The following is an 18,743-nucleotide window of genomic DNA, read 5'->3' on the forward strand; positions in this document are numbered from 1 at the left end:
GACAAACGGGAGATTCGGCCTCTCGTCCAGGAGAAGGGGGCCATGGGCACTCTCAGCGTCCAGGCCCTGCGGGCCATCATCTGGTTGTCGCGAGTGGTCCAGGTCGTCATCGTCGACATCGACGTGATGCTCGCCCGGCGCGCGATGCCCGTCGGCGTCCTCACCGACCCGGCAGCGCCGAGGGCGACGACGCCTGAGTCCCGCCCCGTGACGAATCGCATGATCGAGGGCACAGTGATCCCATGGCAACCGGTGAGCAGAAGGTGGAGGTCGACGGCCGCACGCTGAAGCTGTCGAACCTGGACAAGGTCTTCTACCCCTCCACGGGCACCACCAAGGGCGAGGTGCTCGACTACTACCGGCGCATCGCACCGGTGATGGTCCCGCAGGCCACGAGGCGCCCCGCCACCCGGAAGAGATGGGTCGACGGGGTGGGCACGCAGGAGCATCCGGGCAAGGTGTTCTTCCGGAAGGACCTCGAGGGCTTCGCGCCGGATTGGGTCCCGCGGGTCGACCTCGAGCACAAGGACGGCACGTCGACCTACCCCTTGGTCGACGAGACCGCCGTGCTGATCTGGCTCGCCCAACTCGCGTCGCTGGAGATCCATACCCCGCAGTGGCGCGTGGACGAGGACCTCGCCCCGTCGGCCCCCGATCGGATGGTCCTGGATCTCGATCCCGGGGAGGGGGCGGGGCTCCAGGAATGCGCGCAGGTCGCCCACTGGTGCCGCGAGATCCTCGCCGATATGGGACTGGACGCCTACCCGGTCACCTCCGGCTCCAAGGGCATCCACCTCTACGCCCCGCTGGACGGCGCCAGCACGTCCGAGGAGGTGGACGAGGTCGCCCACCAGCTCGCCCGCGCCCTGGAGGCCGATCATCCGAAGGAGGTCGTCAGCGAGCAGAAGAAGGCCAAGCGCACCGGCAAGGTGCTCGTGGACTGGTCCCAGAACAACGGTCACAAGACCACCGTGTGCCCCTACTCCCTGCGCGGACGGCTGCGCCCGAGCGTCGCCGCCCCGCGCACCTGGGAGGAGATCGAGGATCCGGAGCTCGCGCAGCTCGAACTCGCCGAGGTCCTGGATCGGGTGGAGGACGGGGTGGACCCGGTCGCCCCGCTGGGCGGGGAGGCGGGCGCAGCGGCCTCGCCGGCTCGGGACCGGCTCGAGGTCTACCGCTCCAAGCGCGACGCCGCGAAGACCCCTGAACCGGTGCCGGAGCCGCGCGTCGGCCCCGACGCCGCGCAGGCGGTGCAGGACGCGCTGACGGCTCTGGAGTCCGGTGATCCGATGTTCGTCATCCAGGAGCATCACGCCTCCAGCCTGCACTGGGACTTCCGCCTCGAGCACGAAGGGGTGCTGGTGTCCTGGGCGGTCCCGAAGGGTCCGCCGCTCGAGGTCGACGTGAACCGCCTGGCCGTGCAGACCGAGGACCACCCGTTGGAGTACGGCACCTTCGAGGGGACCATCCCGCAGGACGAGTACGGCGGCGGGGGTGTGACCCTCTGGGACACCGGCAGGGTCGAGATCGAGAAATGGCGTGAGGGCGAGGAAGTGATCGCTGTCTGCCATGGTCGGGATGACGGCGGGCTCGGCGGGGTACCGCGGCGTTTCGCGTTCCTCCACACCGGCGCCATGGGCGGGACGCGGAAGACCGCTGCGTCCAGGCAGAAGGCCGACGCCAACTGGCTGCTGCACCTCATGAAGGACCAACCCGACCCCGAGGACAAGCCCGGCACTGAGGGCGAGCCGTCGGCGAGGCGCTCTTCGGGCCGACAGGATGGCCGAGCAGCGGAATCGGACGGTCGCGCCGCCCCGAGCGGGAGCAGCAGCGAGCCGATCTCCGCGATGCTCGCCACTCTCGGCAGTCGCGGCGACATTCGCGAGCAGGAGGAATGGGCCTTCGAGATGAAGTGGGACGGAGTGCGCGTCATCGCCACGCTCACCGCGGACTCCGTGCGCCTGACCAGCCGCAGCGGCAAGGACCAGACGGACACCTTCCCCGAGCTCTCCGAGCTGCTCGAGGCCGTGGACCCCGAGGTCCTCGCCGCGGGCGAGACGGTGCTGGACGGGGAGATCGTCGCCCTCGACGCTCGGGACCGGCCCTCCTTCTCCCGGCTCCAACAGCGCCTCGGCCTCACTCGCGAGCGCGACGTGGAGCGTGCCCGCACGCAGGTGGAGGTGCACGTGATGGTCTTCGACCTGCTGAAGCGCGGCGGCGAGTCCCTGCTGCGCAGGCCGTACCGGGAGCGCCGTGACGCCCTGTTCGACGCGGTCGGTCCCACCGAGCACGTGCAGCTCCCGCACGCCGACCACGGCGACGCGGACCATGCGATCGAGCTGTCGAAGCAGCTGAAGCTCGAAGGAGTCATGGCCAAGAAGGAATCCGGGGTCTACCAGCCCGGCAAGCGCAGCCGCACCTGGATCAAGCTCAAGAACGCCCGGCACCAGGAGGTGGTGGTCATCGGCTGGAGGGACGGCAGGGGGGAGCGCTCCGGCGGCATCGGCTCCCTGCTGCTGGCCGTTCCGGACGGCGACGGCGACCTGAGGTACGTGGGCCGCGTCGGCACCGGGTTCACCGACCGTGACCTCGAGCAGATCGCGGACCGGCTCCGCTCCCGTGCGCGCCGAACCCCGGCGGCGCACGACGTGCCCACCGCCGACCGCCGGGATGCCCAGTGGGTCCGTGCGGACCTCGTCGGCGAGGTGCAGTATGCCGAACGCACCGAGGACGGTCGCCTGCGGCATCCTGTGTGGCGCGGGTGGCGCCGCGATCAGGAGGCCGGTCACGTGCGATGGGAGGAGTAATGGTGTGCTCCGAGGTTCCCCGACCAACTGGAAAGCGCGGTGCGGGAACCTTTGGATGTGCAGGTGGGAGCGTGGAAAGAGGGGTGCCGGGGCCGATGTGGTCGTTCGGTGGATCACATCGCGTCACCAGCGGTCCCGCGGATGACGTAGTCTCCTCACAGTTGTTCGCACGACCTCGCCTCGCGGTGAGGGCAGTACGCGCCGCACCTCCGGGTCGCGGGGATCGGGTGCTGGAGGGCGAAGGACCGCACGGCGCTGGATGCCTCCCTGGGAGGCGGCCGACGACGGTCGCGCCGCACTATCTACGAAATTGGTTCTACATCACCTCCTCCGCACTGCCCACGTACGTCGACGTCCCCACGTCACCTCTTGCTCCGTCGCCGATGGCCGCCACCCAGGCCGTTGCAGCGCACCCCACCTTCTCCTGGCTCCGAGCCGATGACGACGTCTTCGTCGCCACGCTCGCCGGAGAGTTCGCCGGTCACGTCGTCAGCTCTGTCGCTGACGCACCGGTCCACACGGCCTTCGGGCCCCTTGCCGGCCGCATCGGCGACTTCATGTCGCTGGCCGCGGCTCAGGCGGCCTTAGTGGCCGCACCCGCTCCCCATCACGGCAGCGGTGACCGCATCGGTCGCCGTGACGCCAGGGGAGTAACCCATCCGGGGCGGCGCCGTCGCCACGGATACCCGGGCCACGAAAGTGGTTCACGACAACGAAGGAATATCGCCATGGCTACTGGCATCGTCACCTGGTTCAACTCCGACAAGGGCTACGGCTTCATCGCCCCCGAGGACGGCTCCGCCGATGTGTTCGCACACTTCAGCGCGATCGCCGGCACCGGCCGCCGCGACCTCGAGGAGAACCAGCGCGTGGAGTTCGAGACCGAGCAGGGCCCCAAGGGCATGCAGGCAGTGAACATCCGCGCCCTCTGAGCGCACCGGTCGATCCTCTGATCGACCATGAGACCGGCGGGTCTGCCTCGCGGATCCCGGTCATGACCGCGACGCCCGTCGGGTCCGGCTTCTGGCCGGAACCGGCGGGCGCCGTCTTTGGTGGGGCGCCGGAGCCGGGACTCCGGAACGCTGGGTGGTCAGGTCACCAGGCCACCGAGTGCAGCCCGGCCTCCAGGACCTGCTCGATGCCCGGCAGGACCACGCGTGCACGAGTCCCCGCCGGCACCTCGAGGGTGAGAGTGGAGGACTCCCGATCGACGTCGATCACGATCTCGCCGTAGGTCGTACGGCGGGTCAGCTCGATGCGGCCGACGAGGACGTCCGGATCCGGGGCGACCAGGAACTCCTGCCAGCCGTCTGCCCCGCGCCGCAGCCCGGCCACGTGTTCATGGATCCAGGTCGACGGGGTGCCCATGAAGTAGTGGGAGCACGAGCGGGGCTCGTGCCACATCTCCATGAACGTGGAGTTCCCGGCGTCCAGCCAGGCACGCCATCCCGGCGCCGTCGGGTTCGACAGGACCCGCAGGGCGAGCGCGCCGTGCCCGTGCGCCGAGAGCACCGGCAGCAGATACCGCACCCCGATGTGTCCGCAGTCGTGATGGTCACCGCGCTCCTCGATGTCCTCGACCAGATGCCGGACCACGGCCTCCACCTGGTCCGTCGGCACGATCCCGACGGCGAGCGGCACCAGGTTGCTGGTCTGCCGGTACTGCGCGGAGCCCGGGTCGCGGTACACGCCGCGCGCGCGGTCGAGGAAGACGGTGTTGACCGCAGTCTCGAGCGCGGCGGCGTCCGTGCGCAGCTGAGCGGGGGAGGGCACCCCGTCGATCGCGATACCGCGGGAGATCCAGGGGTCCCCGATGCTCGACTCCGCATCGACCCCCGCGAGCTCCGAGGCATGCGCCAGGGCCCGCAGCCCGCGGGCGACGAACACGGTGGCCGTGAGCCGCTTGTCCTCCGGGGCCGGGCCGGGACTGCCCGGGGTGAGGTAGTCGCCGAGCACGCCCGAGATCAGCCCGTCCTGGTCCCGTCGGGAGAGCTCGTAGGCGAGGTAGGCAGCGGCGGCCGCCCCGTGCTCGCCGACCACATCCACGTCGCCGTACTCGGTGGCGAGCTCGTCCAGCAGAACCGGCAGCAGGGTGGTCCACTCCGGAGCCGGCGAGAGCTCCTGGTAGCCCCAGCCGGGGTTCGGGGAGATCACCGACAGGGACCCGTCGGGGCGCTGCCCGTCGACCTGGTCCGCCACCCATTTGCGCAGCATCCGGTGCATGTCGAAGCTCGCGACCATGGCGGCCAGCCCGGTCAGCGCGTCCCCGGTCCAGCCGTTCTTCTCGTGCATCGGGGTGTCGGTGGGGACGTGATGCATGTTGTTCGCGAGCGAGGCACGCATCGCTGCGTCGAAGCGCTCGAGGTACTCGTCGGAGCTGGTCAGTGTGCTCGCCACCGCGAGGTCGGCGTGGGCCAGCAGGCCGGTGACGCTCAGGTCCTCGAGGCTCCCGCGGCGGGCTTCGAGCTGGACGTAGCGGAAGCCCTTGTAGCTGAACTGCGGTTCGAAGGATGGCGCCGTCGGCTCCAGGTGCACCAGGTCCTGCTGGAAACGCGGCGCGTGGATGTGCTCGTTGTCGGCGTCGACGCGGCCGTCGGAGTGCAGCTTCTCGCCGTGGACCGCGGAGAACTCCAGCGGTGTCCCACCGCTCAGCTCGTACCGGCACCAGCCGGCGATCACGCGCCCCATGTCCAGCACGATGCGCCCACCGGCGCGGGAGACGACCTGCGGCGTGAGCTCCGCGGTGACCACGACCGGCTCCTGGACCTGGAGCTGCATCCGCGCGAGGGGAGCGGCGGTGCCGCGGCGGGAGCCGGTGCCGGCGCGGTCCACGAGAACGTCCTGCCAGGAGGAGTCGTCGAACTCCGGGCGCAGCCACGCCTCGGGATCGGGGCCGCCCTCGTACACCTCGCCCTCGTACATCGAGTCGAAGGAGATGGGGCCGGGAGCGGTCCGCCAGCCCTCTCCCGTGGCGATGGCACGGGATGACCCGTCGGCCAGTTCGATCCGCAGCTGCGCCCAGGCGCGCACCGGACCGCGCCACGGGGCCTGCTCCCAGCGCCAGACGTTCGGCGTGGACATGTCGTGGAAGCCGCGCCCGAGCGAGATGCCCAGCACGTTGGTGCCCGACGAGAGCAGCGCGGAGACGTCCGCCTCGCACACCAGCACCCGGTGGCGCGCATCGGTGAGGCCCGGATCCAGGCGTGAGGAGCGATAGGGCGCGCCGTTGACGTAGGCACGGAAGGCTCCGAGCCCGGTCACCAGCAGTCGGGCGGACGTCGGCGGCGCCGGCAGATCGAAGGTCGTGCGCAGAAGGGGATTCTGCGGATCCGCGCCGGGGGCGGTGATCCAGCGAGCGAGCGCGGGGTCGATATCGGGCATCTGCGGGCCACCTGGCCTTCGGTCGGTCGTCATCGAACGGTCGGGTCAGTCTGGCACGGTGCGGGTCGCCTTGCGGGAAGGTCCGTTCCCGGTCGCGACCTGCCGAACGTCGCGCCGGCGTCGCGCCTCCGGGGGAAACGACCGGGTTCACAGCTCACCTCAGGTCCCTGCTGTCACCATGACTCCATGGATCTGCAGAACCTCGGCCGCGCAGTCTGGGAACGCGTCGCGCCCACCACTGCCCCCGACGCCGGGGCGTGGGTGCTGCTCGCTCTCGCCGCCGCGCTGGTGGTCGTGCTGCTGCCGCCGCTGTGGCGTGCGGCGCGCCTCGCGGTGACCATCGTGCATGAGCTGGGCCATGCCTTCATCGGCATCGTCATGGGCCGCCGCTTCACCGGGTTCGTGGTCAGCGCCGACATGTCCGGCCATGCGGTGACCGTCGGCCCCCGCCGCGGATTCGGGCGGATCGCCTCCACCTGGGCCGGCTATCCCGCCCCGGCGATCCTGGGCGCCGTGCTGATCCAGGTCGCGCTGCACGGCTGGGCGCGCACCACCTTGTTCGCGGCGCTGGTGGTGCTGATCGTGTCCCTGATCTTCACCCGCTCGGGCCACACGCTCCTGGCGGTGCTCGCCACTGCCGCGGGAGTCGGCGCCGTGTGGTGGTGGGGGAGCCCGGCCCTGAACGCCCTGATCACCCTCGGAGCGGGCGTGTTCCTGCTGCTCGGAGCCTGGAGGCACCTGGGCGCGGTGATCAGCGGCGGCGGGCGCTCCGACGATCCGGCCCAGCTCGCCCAGCTGACGCCGCTGCCGGGGTGGATGTGGAACCTCAGCTTCGTCCTCGTGCTCGCGGCGAGCAGCTGGTGGGCGTGGACGGCGCTCGCCCCGCACCTGCTCTGACGCGGCAGGTGCTGACGCAGCGTGCAGCGTGGTCCAGACTCGTGGCATCCGTGACCCTCGGAGGTGACCGCGATGGACTGGACGAGCCTGCTCGCGCTGTTGGACGCGCACGACTACACGATCGCCCGCGAGGTCATCCTGCGCGGCGTCGCCGTCGTGTTCGTGATCGCCTTCCTCTCCACGTTCCACCAGTTCCCGGCGCTGCTCGGGGAGCGGGGCCTGCTGCCGGCCCCTGAGTACCTCGCCCGCCCCGCCTCGCGCCGCCGCCCCAGCCTGTTCCACTGGCGGCTGACCCCGTACAGCGATCGTCTGCTGCGAGGGATGTGCCTGGTGGGCATGGTGCTCGGGGCATCGGTCGTGCTCGGCGTGGCGCAGCTGGGTCCGGGCTGGATCACGATCCCGGTGTTCCTGGCGATGTGGGGTCTGTACCTCTCGATCCATTCCGTGGGCCGCACGTTCTACGGCTTCGGCTGGGAGTCGATGCTGCTGGAGTGCGGGTTCCTGGTGGGCTTCCTCGGCGCGCACGAGGTCGCACCGCCGCTGCTGATCCTGTGGTTCCTGCGCTGGATGCTGGTGCGCCTCGAATTCGGGGCCGGGATGATCAAGATGCGCGGCGACCGCTCCTGGCGCGATCTCACGGCGATGGACCATCACCACCAGACCCAACCGATGCCCGGCCCGCTGAGCCGGCTCGCGCACCAGGGGCCGCACTGGTGGCACCGGCTGGAGGTGCTCGGCAGCCACGGCGTGCAGCTCGGGGCGATCTGGCTGGTCCTGCTGCCGCAGCCGCTCGCCTCCGTCGGGGCCCTGCTGGTGATCCTCACCCAGCTGTTCCTCGTGGTCACCGGGAACTACGCGTGGCTGAACTGGCTGACGATCATCATCGCCTTCTCCGCGATCAGCGACTCCTTCCTGCGCTGGATCGTGGGCGGTCCCTGGCCCGGCTGGGGCTGGCAGAACCTCCCCGCCCCGGGCGCCGCCGATGCCTCGCCGGTGTGGTGGCACCTGCTGATCCTCGCCGTGGTCGCGTTCCTCGTGGCCTTGAGCCGGCAGCCTCTGAGGAACCTCTTCTCCTCCGATCAGCTGATGAACGCGAGCTTCAACCGCTTCCACCTCGTCAACGCCTACGGGGCCTTCGGCTCGATGACCACCCGTCGCTTCGAGGTGGTCCTCGAAGGCACCGTGGATCCCGATCCTGCCGCGGCCGACGACGCAGCCTGGCGGCCCTACGAGTTCAAGGGCAAGCCCGGCGACGTGCGCCGCCGCTCCCGGCAGTTCGCCCCGTACCACCTGCGTCTGGACTGGCAGATGTGGTTCCTCGCCCTGCGGCCCGGCGCCGAGGACTGGTTCGTCGCGCTGCTGGAGAAGCTGCGCGAGGGCGACCCGGGGATCCGGCGCCTCCTGCGCAGCGACCCGTTCGGCGGCGCCCCGCCCACCGCGATCCGGGTCACCTACTACGAATACCGGTACGCCACCGGCCAGGAACGGCGGGAGAGCGGCACCTGGTGGGTGCGCACCGATCTCGGCGTGATCGCCCGGATCTGAACGCCGGCGCCGCAGGTGCGTAGGCTGACCTACGCTGTCCCCTTCCCCGCTCGTTCCCTCCGAGGAGTCCTATGTCTGCGCTCGCCCTCCCGGCCCGCCGTCCCGTCCTGGCCGACGCCCTGGCCCCGCACCGCACTCGCCTCCAGGATGCGGGCCTGGTGCTGGCCGGCACCGCCGTGGTCGCCGTGCTCGCGCAGATCACCATTCCTCTGCCGCTCGTGCCGATCACCGGGCAGACCCTCGGCGTGATCCTGGTGGGTGCGGCCCTCGGCTCCCGCCGCGGCGCCGCCGCGATGCTCACCTACCTGCTCGTCGGCCTCGCCGGCGCCCCGATCTTCGCGGAGTTCGCCGGTGGGCCTGCTGCCGCGCTCTCCCCGAGCTTCGGGTTCATCCTCGGCTTCGTCCCCGCCGCCTTCGTGGCCGGCTGGTTCGCCGAGCGCGCCTGGGACCGCAAGCCGGTGCTGGCCCTGATCGGTTTCGTCGCCGCGAGCGCGGTCCCGTTCCTGTTCGGGGTGCCGTACCTCGCGATGATCCTCAACGCCGTGATGGGCGCAGAGCTCGGGCTCGGCGGCATCCTCGCCGCAGGGGTGTGGCCGTTCATCGTCGGCGGCCTGGTCAAGGCCGCGATCGCCGCGGTCCTGATCCCCGCGGCCTGGAAGGGTGTGCGCGCGCTCGACGAGCGCGGCTGACCCTGCAGGAGCCTCGCGTCCCGCTCTGCCTCAGGCGGCCAGGGTCACGGCTCTGACCAGCAGAGCGACGATCGCGAGCGAGGGCAGGAAGAGCACCGTCAGCCACACCTTGCGGTACGACATGACCGCGAGGAACTCGCGCAGCGTCGCGCTGGGGACGTAGTAGAACGCAGTCGGCCCGCCGATGGCCTCATCGGCGTATCCGAGCCTGCGGGCCAGCAGCGCCGCCCGGAACGCGTGATAGCGGCTGGTCGAGACGACGTAAGGGCCCTGATGGCCGGCCTCGTCGAGGATCCGGTGAGAGAGGACCAGGTTCTCCTCGGTGGTGCGGGACTCTGTCTCCGCATGGACGCGATCGGCCGGGACCTCCGCGTCCTTCAGCAGGTACTCGGCCATCGCGGCGCCCTCGGCGCGGGGCTCGTCCTCGCCCTTGCCGCCGGAGGGCACCAGCAGCGGATCGATCCCGGCGCTCAGCAGCCGCTCGCGCTCGGCGACGCCGCGATCCAGCCGGCTGCGCAGCAGCTTCGGGACCTGCCCGTCGATCAGACCGGAGCCATGGATGATGATCCCTGAGGTGTCCAGCTGCTTCGGGAACAGCTGATAGGGCACCGAGGCGCACAGGAACACCAGGAACGCGATGCCGACGTGCAGCGAGACCAGCCCCAGCAGCGCTCCGGCCCCGATCCCGAACGGGGTCAGCGTCAGGACCAGTGCCACGGCGGCCACCGGCGCTGCCAGCAGCGCCAGACCGGCGAACCCGGAGAGCAGATTTCCCAGGGAGCGGCCCTCCTTGCGAACCATCGTCAGGCCGTTGGAGACCATGAAGATGCCCAGGGCGAGGATCCCGAGCAGTGCCACAGCCCCGGCGGCCAGCACCATGAGGTCACCCAGCGGCAGGGTCGTGGAGACCAGGTTCGCCAGCAGCGAGATCCCCGAGTGCAGGGCGATCAGCAGCAGCACCCCGTTGCGTACGCGCCGTCGATCCTGCCGGAACACCAGCAGGTACACCGCCCACCAGAAAGCGGTCCCGACCATCGCACTCAGCATCCCAGTCTCCTTCTGACGTCCGTGAGGGCCCATCCTGGCACCCGGGGGCCCCGCGTCGGGCAGGGGAGCACCCTGTCAGCCGGATCAGGTCCCGAGGATCACTCCGAGGTCCGCGCCGAGCTCCGGGGCGCAGTGCAGGGCGAACGCCGGCCAGATGCTTCCGGTGCGAGAACGGATCCAGGCGAACGCCAGACCCATCGCGAGGGCGAACACTCCTCCGGCCACGCTGAGCGACCACGATCCGTCGGCCCCCAGCAGGATCGTATGTCCCAGCCCGAACACCATGGCCGTGATGACAGCGCCCCACCCCATGTGCGCACCGAGCAGCCGTCTGCTGGGTGGAAACGCACGATCGAGCACGGCGAGCATCGCCCCGCGCCAGATCAGTTCCTCCGTGAGGTTGGGAAGGGTCGCGTCCCAGAGCAGCTGCTCGGGGCCGACGGGGCGATCAGCACCTTCACCGGTGGCGACGGCCAGCATGCCGAGGCCTATGAACAGCGCGAGCACCCCGAGCACCACCGTCAGAGCCGGTCGTGCGGAGCCCTTCTCGAGGCGCAGGCGCAGCCCCGTCTCCGTGCGGGCCCACCGATGCAGCACGGCGAAGAGGACCGCGACCCACAACAGGTCCAGGATCTTGCCCTGCCAGTTCTTCTCGAGTTCCGCCAGGAGCGGCAGGGTCAGCAGGCGTCCGGATACGGAGGTCAGCATGACGAATCCGGCCGCCACGGCAGTGGCCGCGACCAGCTCGCGGCGGGTGATGGCCGATGTTCGGCCGACGACGACGACGGCGACGAGGACCATGACCAGCAGCCCCGCGACCAGCGTCGCGCCCCAGAGGGAGGCATCGCCGAGGCTCGTCAGCACCGCGCTCATCGCCCCCCGGTCCAGGACCGCGTAGATCGTGACGACGGCGGTCAGGGGTAGGAGCGCTGGGAGCACCCAGCGAGGGGTGTCGGTAGGAGAAAGTGGCGCAGGCAGGGCGGGAGTCCGGGTGGACGTCGGGTCCATGGAGACCATTCTTCCCGATGGGCGCCGGACTGTTCACGCACTTTTAGGGCGTGATCCCTCTTCACGGTGCGCTGCAGCCGGCCCGTGCCGGAGCTCGGGCCGGCCGTCGGACGCGACCGTGCGGACTCAGTGCCCGGCGGGACCCGCGGCGAACGGGGCGAGGTGCTGACCGATGTGGGCGGCGACGACGTCCGTGTGCTCGGCCTGGTGCGCCGCCACCACCGCGAGGAAACGATCGTGGATCGAGGCGCCCGAGGCGTCGGTGCCGCCGAGCGAGTCGCCGTAGCCGACGTGCAGGATCTGGCGGGCGTCGGCTGAACGGATCAGGTCCACCAGGTCGACTCCGGCCAGCGAGGTGGGGGTGCGATCCTCATGGGCGGAGACCTGATAGCTCGCGCGGGCCTTCACGTAGGAGGCGCGGGAGATGTCCCAGATCGAGGCGAACAGCTCCGGGTCGTGGGCGGCCACGACCTCGACGCCGCACAGGTAGCTGGTGCCGGAGGTCTTCAGGTGCACCAGGCCCTGGGTCGCCTCGACGCACAGCGGGTAGATCGAGAACTTGTCCGAGCCCGAGTGCAGGGAGATCTTGTAGCCGCCGAACTGCTCGGAGATCGCGTGGTGCGCCTCGAGGTTCAGGCGCAGCTCCTCGGTGTCGCCGAGGAAGTCCAGGCCCTTCTCGAAACCGTCGACGTAGCGCGGGGCGAAGCTGAACCAGGAGGCGCCGAGACGTGTGAGCTCGGAAGCCAGGTAGTAGTGCTCGAAGAAGGTGGTCAGCCACTTCGTCTCATCGACCGCGAACTCGATCTCGATCTCCTGCGTCGCGTTCTCGGTGGCGTGGCGGTACAGGCACATCGACTCCACCACCGCGCGGCCGTACTTCACCACGGCGGTGAGCACGTCCTGCTCGGTGACCTCGACCTGCGAATGGCCGACGTCCAGCGTCATCCCCACGTAGCGCTTCTTCGCGTCCTCGAGGGTGTCCTCGAGCTGGTCCCAGGGCAGGGTCTCGGCGTCGGCCTCGGTGACCCCGCCGGTGACGTCGGCGACCATGTCGCCCGGATCCAGGGTGAACATCACGAAGCCGGCTTCGAGGCCGCGGTCGATGCCCTCGGTGGTCTTGATGTGGTCGCAGTCGGCGCCGAAGCCGCTGTCCCAGCCGGCTTCGACCAGTCCGAAGACGGTGTCGTCCATGACTTCCTGAGCGGTGCGTCCGAGGCGATCCATCTCGCGGATCGACTGCTGGGCGAGGACCGGCATGACGCCGCTGCCCTGGGCGCCGAAGGCACGGGCCTGGCCGGGGGTCGCGAGCCCGGTGCGGTCACCGGTGCCGACGGAGGTGCGGTGGCCGCCGATCAGCTGGGGGCGCAGGGTGGGGAACGCCGCCTGCAGGGCCTTCGCATTGGCGGTGGACAGCGGGCCGGTCAGCACGTGGCCGTCACCGGCGGCAGAGGCCTGGCCCTCGAAGGCCGCGAGGCCGTCGGCGGCGGTCGTGGTCAACTGCAGGGAGCGGGTGGGTCCCTCGTAGCGGATGCTCGCCTCGAGGGAATCGGTGCGCAGGGTCATGGGGTACTCCGATCGGTGGGGTGGATGGTGCGGGAGGTGGGAGTGGGGCGGTCGCGCGCCCGGCGCCGGAGACGCCGCACGCCATGGTCAGGGGGCCGGCGGGAACTCGAGGAGCACCTTGACGTCATCCCTCGAGCCGGCGGCAGCGGCCTCGAGGGCGCCCTGGGCCTCGGCGAAGGGCACGATGCGGGTGCGGATCGCGGAGACATCGACCTGGCCGGTCTCGAGCAGCTCGATGAGCGTCGGAAAGACGTCCCTGCTGTTGCGGGAGCCGAGCACGGTCAGCTCCTTCTTGATGAGGATCGACTGGTTGAACGTGACCTCCGCGGTCCCGTTGCCGATCAGCACCAGACGGGCCCCGACGGCCGCGGCCTCGATCGCGTTCGTGAAGGAGATCGGCAGGCCGGTCGCCTCGCAGACCACGTCGAAGCCGTCTCCGTCGGTCGCCGAGGTGACCACGTCCGCGATGGTGGTCGAGGAGAGGTCGATGGTGCCGGCGGCGCCGAGCTGCGCGGCGAGCTCGAGACGGGAGGCGACGACGTCGGCGATCCACACCTGTGCCCCGCGGGTCTGCGCGGAGAGCATCGTCAGCAGACCGATCGCGCCGGCACCCAGGACCAGCACCTTCTCGCTCTCACCGACCTCGGCGCGCAGCACCGCGTGGTAGCCGATCGAGAACGGCTCGACCAGGGCGAGATCGCGAGGATCCACGCCTTCGGCCCGGTGGAGGCGGTCCAGCGGCATGGTCAGCAGCTCCTGGAACGCCCCGTCGCGATGCACGCCCATCGTCTCGTTGTGGACGCAGGCATTGATCAGACCGCGGCGGCACGAGTAGCAGGTGCCGTCCTGGAAGTAGGGCACGCCGGTGACCACGTCGCCGATCGCGAAGCCGGCGCCCTCGCCGTGGATCTCGATGATCTCGGCGGAGAACTCATGGCCGGGAATGCGCGGGTACGTGGTGAAGGGCTGGGTGCCGCGGAAGGTCTGGATGTCCGAGCCGCAGATCCCGGCGTAGCGGACGCGCAGCAGCGCCTCCCCGGGCGCCGGCCGCGGCGCGGGGATCTCGGTGACCTGGGCGGTGCCCGGCGTCGTCACCTGCAGTGCTCTCATGGCGCTCCTCTGGGCTCTGGTCTGTGCACTGTCCGAGGTCCGCCGTTCTGAGCGCGTCGCCGCACCGTGCACTGTGCCGCGGACCCACCGGATCATCGTAAACGATTGCATAGGTAGGGCCTGCGTGGAAGGAGTGCCCATGCCGTAGGATTCACGCTCACTGCAAAAGTTGCAGAGGATGGCGACGAGGTGGCGGATGACCAAGACCCTGAAGGACGTCGCTGCATTCGCCGGTGTCTCGGTCGCCACCGCCTCGCGCGCCTTCCAGCGCCCCGAGCTGGTCGCCGCAACCTCCCGTGACAAGGTCCTGGCCGCTGCGGCCGAGCTCGGGTACAGCCCCAACCGCAGCGCCCGTGCGCTGATCACCGGCCGCGCCGGCGTCTACGGCGTGATCGTGCCGGACCTCGAGAATCCGTTCTTCCCCGCGGTGCTCAAGGGCGCCCAGGCCCGCGCCCACCAGCTGGGCGCGCAGCTGCTGATCACTGACGCGGGGGAGTCGCCGGAGGGCGAGCTGCCCCTCGTGCGCACGCTCGCCTCGCAGGTGGACGGCATCGTGCTGTGCTCGAGCCGGATGGAGGAGGAGTCGCTGCGAGAAGCGGCGACCATGACGTCGCTGAGCCTGGTCAACCGTGTCTCCCCCGACCTGCCGGGCGTTTTCGCGGACCCGTCGCCCGGGATCCCCTCAGCCGTGCGCCACCTGCACCGCATGGGGCATCGCCGCGTCGGATACGTCGGGGGACCGAGCATCAGCCGGTCCGACGCGGTGCGCCGCACCGTGATCGAGCGGATCTGCACGCAGGCCGGTATGGAGTGGACGGACATCGGCTCCTTCCTCCCCTCGGTCGAAGGCGGTCGCCACGGGGCCGAGGCCCTGCTGCTGACCGAGGTGACCGCCGTGCTGGTCTACAACGACTTCATGGCGCTCGCCCTCATGGAGCGCCTGCGCAGCTTCGGCGTCGACGTGCCCGGGGAGATCAGCGTGATCGGGTGGGACGACATCGAGTTCTCCGCCCTCGTGACCCCGGGCCTGAGCACGGTGCGGGTGCCGCGCTACGACATGGGCGCCGGGGCGATCGATCTGCTCCACCACGGCGACGCGCGCCCGACCAGAGGGGCCGACGGCGAGGACATCCCCCATGCCCACATCGGCCTGCCCACCCAGTTCGTTCCCCGCGGTTCGACGGCGAAGGTCACGGTGCGCGCGTAACCTTCGCCCATGAGCGACCTCACCACCCCTCTCGGAGACATCCCCGGCGTCGGCCGGCCGGCCGCCCGCGCCCTCGCCGAGCAGGGAACGACCACCCTCGGCGAGCTCGCCGGGCAGGACTGGGCACAGCTCGCCCCGCTGCACGGCGTCGGCCCGGCCGCCGGGCGCCGCCTCCAGGCGGCTCTCGAGGAGCTCGGGCAGACCCTGCAGAACCCGCCGGCTCCCCGGACGCGCTCCGCCACCGTCACCACCGGGAACACCGGTGTCGTCGCGAAGGACATCTCGACCCACGCCACCGACGTCGACCCGGAGCAGTACGTCGCCGCGCTCGATGGCCGGCGCAGCCGCGAGGGCCGGGAGCTGCTGGAGCTGTTCGGCGCCGCGACCGGCGCGCAGGCGGCGATGTGGGGGCCCAGCATGATCGGATACGGCCAGACCCACTACGTCTACGCGACCGGCCGCGAGTGCGACACGTTCCACGTCGGGTTCAGCCCGCGCAAGAGCGACCTCGCGCTGTACGGACTCGTGAACCTGCCGCGCTCCGAGGAGCTGCTCGACCGCCTCGGGAAGCACCGACGCGGCGCGGGCTGCGTATGGGTCAAGAAGCTCGAAGACATCGACGTCATCGTCCTGCGCGAACTCATTGCGCACGCCTGGGCGACCGAGCCCAGCGCCTGCTGAACCTGACGCCTCGTCGCTCGGCCCCGAGGAGACCACGGCGGCCGGGTGCCTGCGAGAGGGTGCTCACGGCGGTGACTCGTGACGCACGGTGCCTCGGGTCTCGTGGACCCCGAGTACGTTAGGCACCGTCGGCAGCTCGGGCCTACGCTTCCGCGTGGCCCGTCGGGCCTGGACCGACGGATATCGGACGGTCGTCGGGAGTCGTCGAGAGGAGCCCCATGGGTCTGGCGGAGAGTCCGCGCTGGCGCGTTGATCGCGTGCCGGTCGCCCGTCGGCGATCCCGGGCGGGCGTACTGATCGTGGCCATCGGTGCGCTGATGGTGATCGGGTACGCGACCCTGTTCAAGGGGCTCATGCACCTGGAAGACCAGGAGCACTCCTGGATCAGCGCCGTCTACTGGGCGATCACCACGATGTCCACCCTCGGGTACGGCGACATCACCTTCGACTCCGACCTCGGGCGGCTGTTCTCCCTGTCGGTGCTGCTCAGCGGCGTCGTCTACATGCTGGTGCTGCTGCCCTTCTTCGTCATCCAGTACATCGTCACGCCCTGGCTGGACCGTCGGCGCACGTCCCGCACGCCTCGAAAGGTGCCGGCCCAGCTGCAGGATCACGTGCTGCTGGTGGGCTCTGATGCCGTCACCCAGGCCTTCGCGGCCCGGGCAGAGCGTTCGCAGGTCCCCGCGGTCCTCGTCGTCGAGGACCCGGTCGAGGCCGGCCAGCTCCACGACCAGGGACGTCAGGTCGTGGTCGGTCCGCTCGACTCCGCCCTGACCTATCGCCACGCGGGCGCCGACCGGGCGCGCCTGGTGGTCTCGACCCTGTCGGACACCGCGAATACGAACGTGGCCTTCACGGTCAGGCAGGTCTGCGGGGATGTCCCGGTCGCGGTGACCGCGAGCAAACCGGTCTCCGTCGACGTGCTCTCCCTGGCCGGAAGCGATCACGTCCTCGAGCTCGGCGCGGTGCTGGGGCAGGAGATGGCGGGTCGCGTGCTCGGCTCCACCGGCCGGGTCCACCGCATCGGCAGCTTCGGCGGCACCTTCATCGCGGAGGCAGCTGCGCGCGGCACCTCGCTCGTGGGCATGACCGTGGGGGAGGCCATCGCCGAGCTGCGCTCCTGCGTGCGCATCCTCGCGATCATGCGCAAGGGCCGCCTGCGCCCGCTGAAGCCCGAACTGCTGATCTCCGGTTCGACGGTGCTGATCCTCGCCGGCGAGCCGGACGAACTCGCGGCGTACGACGAGCAGTTCCAGGCCCAGGAGCAGTCCGAGGATCCGGTGATCATCCTCGGGGGCGGCCGGGTGGGTCGTTCCGCGTCCCGCGAGCTGACCGCTCAGGGGGTCCCCAACACGATCGTCGAGCAGCTGCCCGGGCGGGTGGAGAACTCGTACTCCGCCCTCGAGGGCACCGCGAAGTACTCGGTCGTCGAGGGGGACGCCGCGGATCAACGGATCCTGCGCAAGGCCGGGCTCGACAATGCCTCCGCCGTCCTGGTGACCCCGCGCGATGATGATCTGAACGTGTACCTGACGCTGTTCAGCCGCCGCCTGCGCCCTGAGCTCCAGGTGGTCTCACGGGCCACGTACGAGCGCAACGTCGCCACGCTCTACCGCGCAGGAGCCGACAGCGTCCTCTCCTACGCGACCATCGGGGCCACCGACCTGTGGAACCACGCCGGGCTCAGCCACCGCGTACTGGTCGCGGAGGGTAACGAGCTCTTCCTGGTTCCGCGGCCGTCCTCCCTGGTCAAGCGCTCCGTGCGCAACTCCGAGGTGCATCGCCGCACCGGGTGCCACATCGTCGCCGTGGCGGACGAGGACGGCACCCTCAGCTACGACACCGAATCCATCCCATCCTCCCCGGGCAAGCTGCTGCTGCTCGGTGACCGCCATGCCGAGCGGGTCTTCCGGGAGACGTACTTCCGGCGTCGCCGCCCCGTGCCGGGAGGCCGGGCCGGACCCGGCAGGAGTGGACGGTGAGGGTGGGCCCCCGAGTCCACTCCCCGCGACGGCCCCACCGCACGACGACCCCCAGCCCCTCGCACGACCGCACCACCTCCAGGAGAGACATGCCTTCCGCACCCGTGAAGCTCGCCGTGGGCGACGCCGCTCCCGATTTCGACCTGCCCATCGCCGGCGGTGGCCGGGTGAGCCTGACCGAGCTGCGCGGCGCCCCTGCGCTGATCTGGTTCTACCCGGCGGCGAACACCTCGCTGTGCACCAGGCAGGCCTGCGACCTGCGCGACCACCACCAGATGTTCCTCGATGCGGGGTATCGCGTCGTGGGCATCTCCCCGGATGCGGTCTCGGAGCTGGATCGCTTCATCGCCGAGCAGGACCTCCCGTACACGCTCGCCGGCGACGAGTCGCACGGGGTGATGGAGGCCTACGGGGCGTGGGGCGAGAAGAACATGTACGGCAGGGTCGTCGAGGGGACCATTCGCTCCAGCTTCGCGATCGACGCCGAGGGGGTCCTGACCTTCGTGAAGTACCGCGTCGGCACGCCGAAGCACATCGCGCTGCTGCAGGAGAAGCTCGGCTTGTGAGCAGCGCAGGCGGTGATGCGCAGATGTGACGTGATCTGCGCGCTCTCGCTTTGGAGCAGTCCGCGCACTCCCGTATGCTGTATCGGCGTGCCCTGCCCCAGGCAGTGCGCCAGGAGACGTGGCAGAGCGGCCGAATGCGCTCCCCTGCTAAGGGAGTAGGCGACCAAAATCGCCTCGGAGGTTCAAATCCTCTCGTCTCCGCCGATGTCCTGAGTCGCGTCATCGTTTACGAACGGTGACGCGGCTCAGGTTTTTTTGTG

General features: G+C 70.4%; 15 protein-coding genes and 1 tRNA gene. 11 read left to right on the forward strand and 5 right to left on the reverse strand.

The features are described from left to right. Positions 1–42: 42 nt before the first annotated feature. The 3 genes from INT51_RS20165 (at position 43) to INT51_RS20175 (ending at position 3,739) form a co-directional block, all read left to right on the forward strand. Positions 43–288, forward strand: coding sequence for a hypothetical protein (locus tag INT51_RS20165; RefSeq protein WP_193107205.1), 246 nt, complete (start codon positions 43–45; stop codon positions 286–288). Further along, on the forward strand, positions 243–2,807 hold the full coding sequence (locus tag INT51_RS20170) for an ATP-dependent DNA ligase (RefSeq protein WP_193107206.1): 2,565 nt from the start codon (positions 243–245) through the stop codon (positions 2,805–2,807). Before INT51_RS20165 ends, INT51_RS20170 begins: the two co-directional genes overlap by 46 nt. 728 nt (positions 2,808–3,535) lie before the next feature. Continuing rightward, a complete protein-coding gene (locus INT51_RS20175) occupies positions 3,536–3,739 on the forward strand; it encodes a cold-shock protein (protein WP_193107207.1) in 204 nt (67 codons plus the stop codon). Positions 3,740–3,902: 163 nt separating this feature from the next. Here the strand turns inward: INT51_RS20175 and INT51_RS20180 are convergent, their stop codons facing one another. Continuing rightward, the gene (locus INT51_RS20180; RefSeq protein ID WP_193107208.1) at positions 3,903–6,188 is read right to left on the reverse strand and encodes a family 78 glycoside hydrolase catalytic domain; all 2,286 of its coding nucleotides are present in this window, start codon (positions 6,186–6,188) and stop codon (positions 3,903–3,905) included. A gap of 186 nt (positions 6,189–6,374) precedes the next feature. Here INT51_RS20180 and INT51_RS20185 point away from each other — a divergent pair, with 186 nt between their 5' ends. The 3 genes from INT51_RS20185 (at position 6,375) to INT51_RS20195 (ending at position 9,319) form a co-directional block, all read left to right on the forward strand. Continuing rightward, positions 6,375–7,085, forward strand: coding sequence for a M50 family metallopeptidase (locus tag INT51_RS20185; protein ID WP_193107209.1), 711 nt, complete (start codon positions 6,375–6,377; stop codon positions 7,083–7,085). 72 nt (positions 7,086–7,157) lie between these two features. Further along, positions 7,158–8,630 (forward strand): lipase maturation factor family protein, encoded by a 1,473-nt coding sequence (locus tag INT51_RS20190; protein WP_193107210.1) that lies wholly within the window; start codon positions 7,158–7,160, stop codon positions 8,628–8,630. Between the two features lie 71 nt (positions 8,631–8,701). After that, a complete protein-coding gene (locus INT51_RS20195; RefSeq protein WP_193107211.1) occupies positions 8,702–9,319 on the forward strand; it encodes a biotin transporter BioY in 618 nt (205 codons plus the stop codon). Positions 9,320–9,349: 30 nt separating this feature from the next. On the opposite strand, the gene INT51_RS20200 is transcribed toward INT51_RS20195, so the two are convergent. From INT51_RS20200 to INT51_RS20215, 4 genes are all read right to left on the reverse strand, one after another. After that, on the reverse strand, positions 9,350–10,366 hold the full coding sequence (locus tag INT51_RS20200) for a YdcF family protein (protein ID WP_193107212.1): 1,017 nt from the start codon (positions 10,364–10,366) through the stop codon (positions 9,350–9,352). A gap of 84 nt (positions 10,367–10,450) precedes the next feature. Next, positions 10,451–11,374 (reverse strand): CPBP family intramembrane glutamic endopeptidase, encoded by a 924-nt coding sequence (locus INT51_RS20205; RefSeq protein ID WP_193107213.1) that lies wholly within the window; start codon positions 11,372–11,374, stop codon positions 10,451–10,453. Positions 11,375–11,500: 126 nt separating this feature from the next. Beyond that, entirely contained in the window at positions 11,501–12,937 is a 1,437-nt protein-coding gene (locus INT51_RS20210) for a tagaturonate epimerase family protein (RefSeq protein WP_193107214.1), read from the reverse strand. An 87-nt stretch (positions 12,938–13,024) separates the two neighbouring features. After that, on the reverse strand, positions 13,025–14,047 hold the full coding sequence (locus INT51_RS20215) for a zinc-binding alcohol dehydrogenase family protein (protein WP_193107215.1): 1,023 nt from the start codon (positions 14,045–14,047) through the stop codon (positions 13,025–13,027). 196 nt (positions 14,048–14,243) lie between these two features. On the opposite strand from INT51_RS20215, the gene INT51_RS20220 reads away from it, so the two are divergent. The 5 genes from INT51_RS20220 to INT51_RS20240 all read left to right on the forward strand — a co-directional run bounded on the left by INT51_RS20220 (position 14,244) and on the right by INT51_RS20240 (position 18,684). Further along, positions 14,244–15,254 (forward strand): LacI family DNA-binding transcriptional regulator, encoded by a 1,011-nt coding sequence (locus INT51_RS20220; RefSeq protein WP_193107216.1) that lies wholly within the window; start codon positions 14,244–14,246, stop codon positions 15,252–15,254. 9 nt (positions 15,255–15,263) lie between these two features. Beyond that, a complete protein-coding gene (locus INT51_RS20225; protein WP_193107217.1) occupies positions 15,264–15,935 on the forward strand; it encodes a DUF1801 domain-containing protein in 672 nt (223 codons plus the stop codon). Positions 15,936–16,153: 218 nt separating this feature from the next. Continuing rightward, positions 16,154–17,917 (forward strand): TrkA family potassium uptake protein, encoded by a 1,764-nt coding sequence (locus INT51_RS20230; RefSeq protein WP_193107218.1) that lies wholly within the window; start codon positions 16,154–16,156, stop codon positions 17,915–17,917. 89 nt (positions 17,918–18,006) lie between these two features. Next, positions 18,007–18,483 carry a peroxiredoxin gene (locus INT51_RS20235; RefSeq protein WP_193107219.1) on the forward strand — a complete coding sequence of 159 codons (477 nt, stop codon included), beginning with the start codon at positions 18,007–18,009 and terminating at the stop codon, positions 18,481–18,483. Between the two features lie 112 nt (positions 18,484–18,595). Beyond that, positions 18,596–18,684 (forward strand) — tRNA-Ser (locus INT51_RS20240). Positions 18,685–18,743: the final 59 nt, after the last annotated feature.

The sequence above is a fragment of the Brachybacterium sp. FME24 genome, from assembly GCF_014897705.1.
Classification (GTDB): Bacteria; Actinomycetota; Actinomycetes; order Actinomycetales; family Dermabacteraceae; genus Brachybacterium.

Coding starts and splice junctions, on each gene's coding strand:
- INT51_RS20210 (WP_193107214.1), bottom strand. CDS start 12,937: ATGACCCTGCGCACCGATTCCCTCGAGGCGAGCATCCGCTACGAGGGA.
- INT51_RS20185 (WP_193107209.1), top strand. CDS start 6,375: ATGGATCTGCAGAACCTCGGCCGCGCAGTCTGGGAACGCGTCGCGCCC.
- INT51_RS20175 (WP_193107207.1), top strand. CDS start 3,536: ATGGCTACTGGCATCGTCACCTGGTTCAACTCCGACAAGGGCTACGGC.
- INT51_RS20190 (WP_193107210.1), top strand. CDS start 7,158: ATGGACTGGACGAGCCTGCTCGCGCTGTTGGACGCGCACGACTACACG.
- INT51_RS20200 (WP_193107212.1), bottom strand. CDS start 10,366: ATGCTGAGTGCGATGGTCGGGACCGCTTTCTGGTGGGCGGTGTACCTG.
- INT51_RS20195 (WP_193107211.1), top strand. CDS start 8,702: ATGTCTGCGCTCGCCCTCCCGGCCCGCCGTCCCGTCCTGGCCGACGCC.
- INT51_RS20180 (WP_193107208.1), bottom strand. CDS start 6,188: ATGCCCGATATCGACCCCGCGCTCGCTCGCTGGATCACCGCCCCCGGC.
- INT51_RS20225 (WP_193107217.1), top strand. CDS start 15,264: ATGAGCGACCTCACCACCCCTCTCGGAGACATCCCCGGCGTCGGCCGG.
- INT51_RS20170 (WP_193107206.1), top strand. CDS start 243: ATGGCAACCGGTGAGCAGAAGGTGGAGGTCGACGGCCGCACGCTGAAG.
- INT51_RS20165 (WP_193107205.1), top strand. CDS start 43: ATGGGCACTCTCAGCGTCCAGGCCCTGCGGGCCATCATCTGGTTGTCG.
- INT51_RS20215 (WP_193107215.1), bottom strand. CDS start 14,047: ATGAGAGCACTGCAGGTGACGACGCCGGGCACCGCCCAGGTCACCGAG.
- INT51_RS20235 (WP_193107219.1), top strand. CDS start 18,007: ATGCCTTCCGCACCCGTGAAGCTCGCCGTGGGCGACGCCGCTCCCGAT.
- INT51_RS20220 (WP_193107216.1), top strand. CDS start 14,244: ATGACCAAGACCCTGAAGGACGTCGCTGCATTCGCCGGTGTCTCGGTC.
- INT51_RS20205 (WP_193107213.1), bottom strand. CDS start 11,374: ATGGACCCGACGTCCACCCGGACTCCCGCCCTGCCTGCGCCACTTTCT.
- INT51_RS20230 (WP_193107218.1), top strand. CDS start 16,154: ATGGGTCTGGCGGAGAGTCCGCGCTGGCGCGTTGATCGCGTGCCGGTC.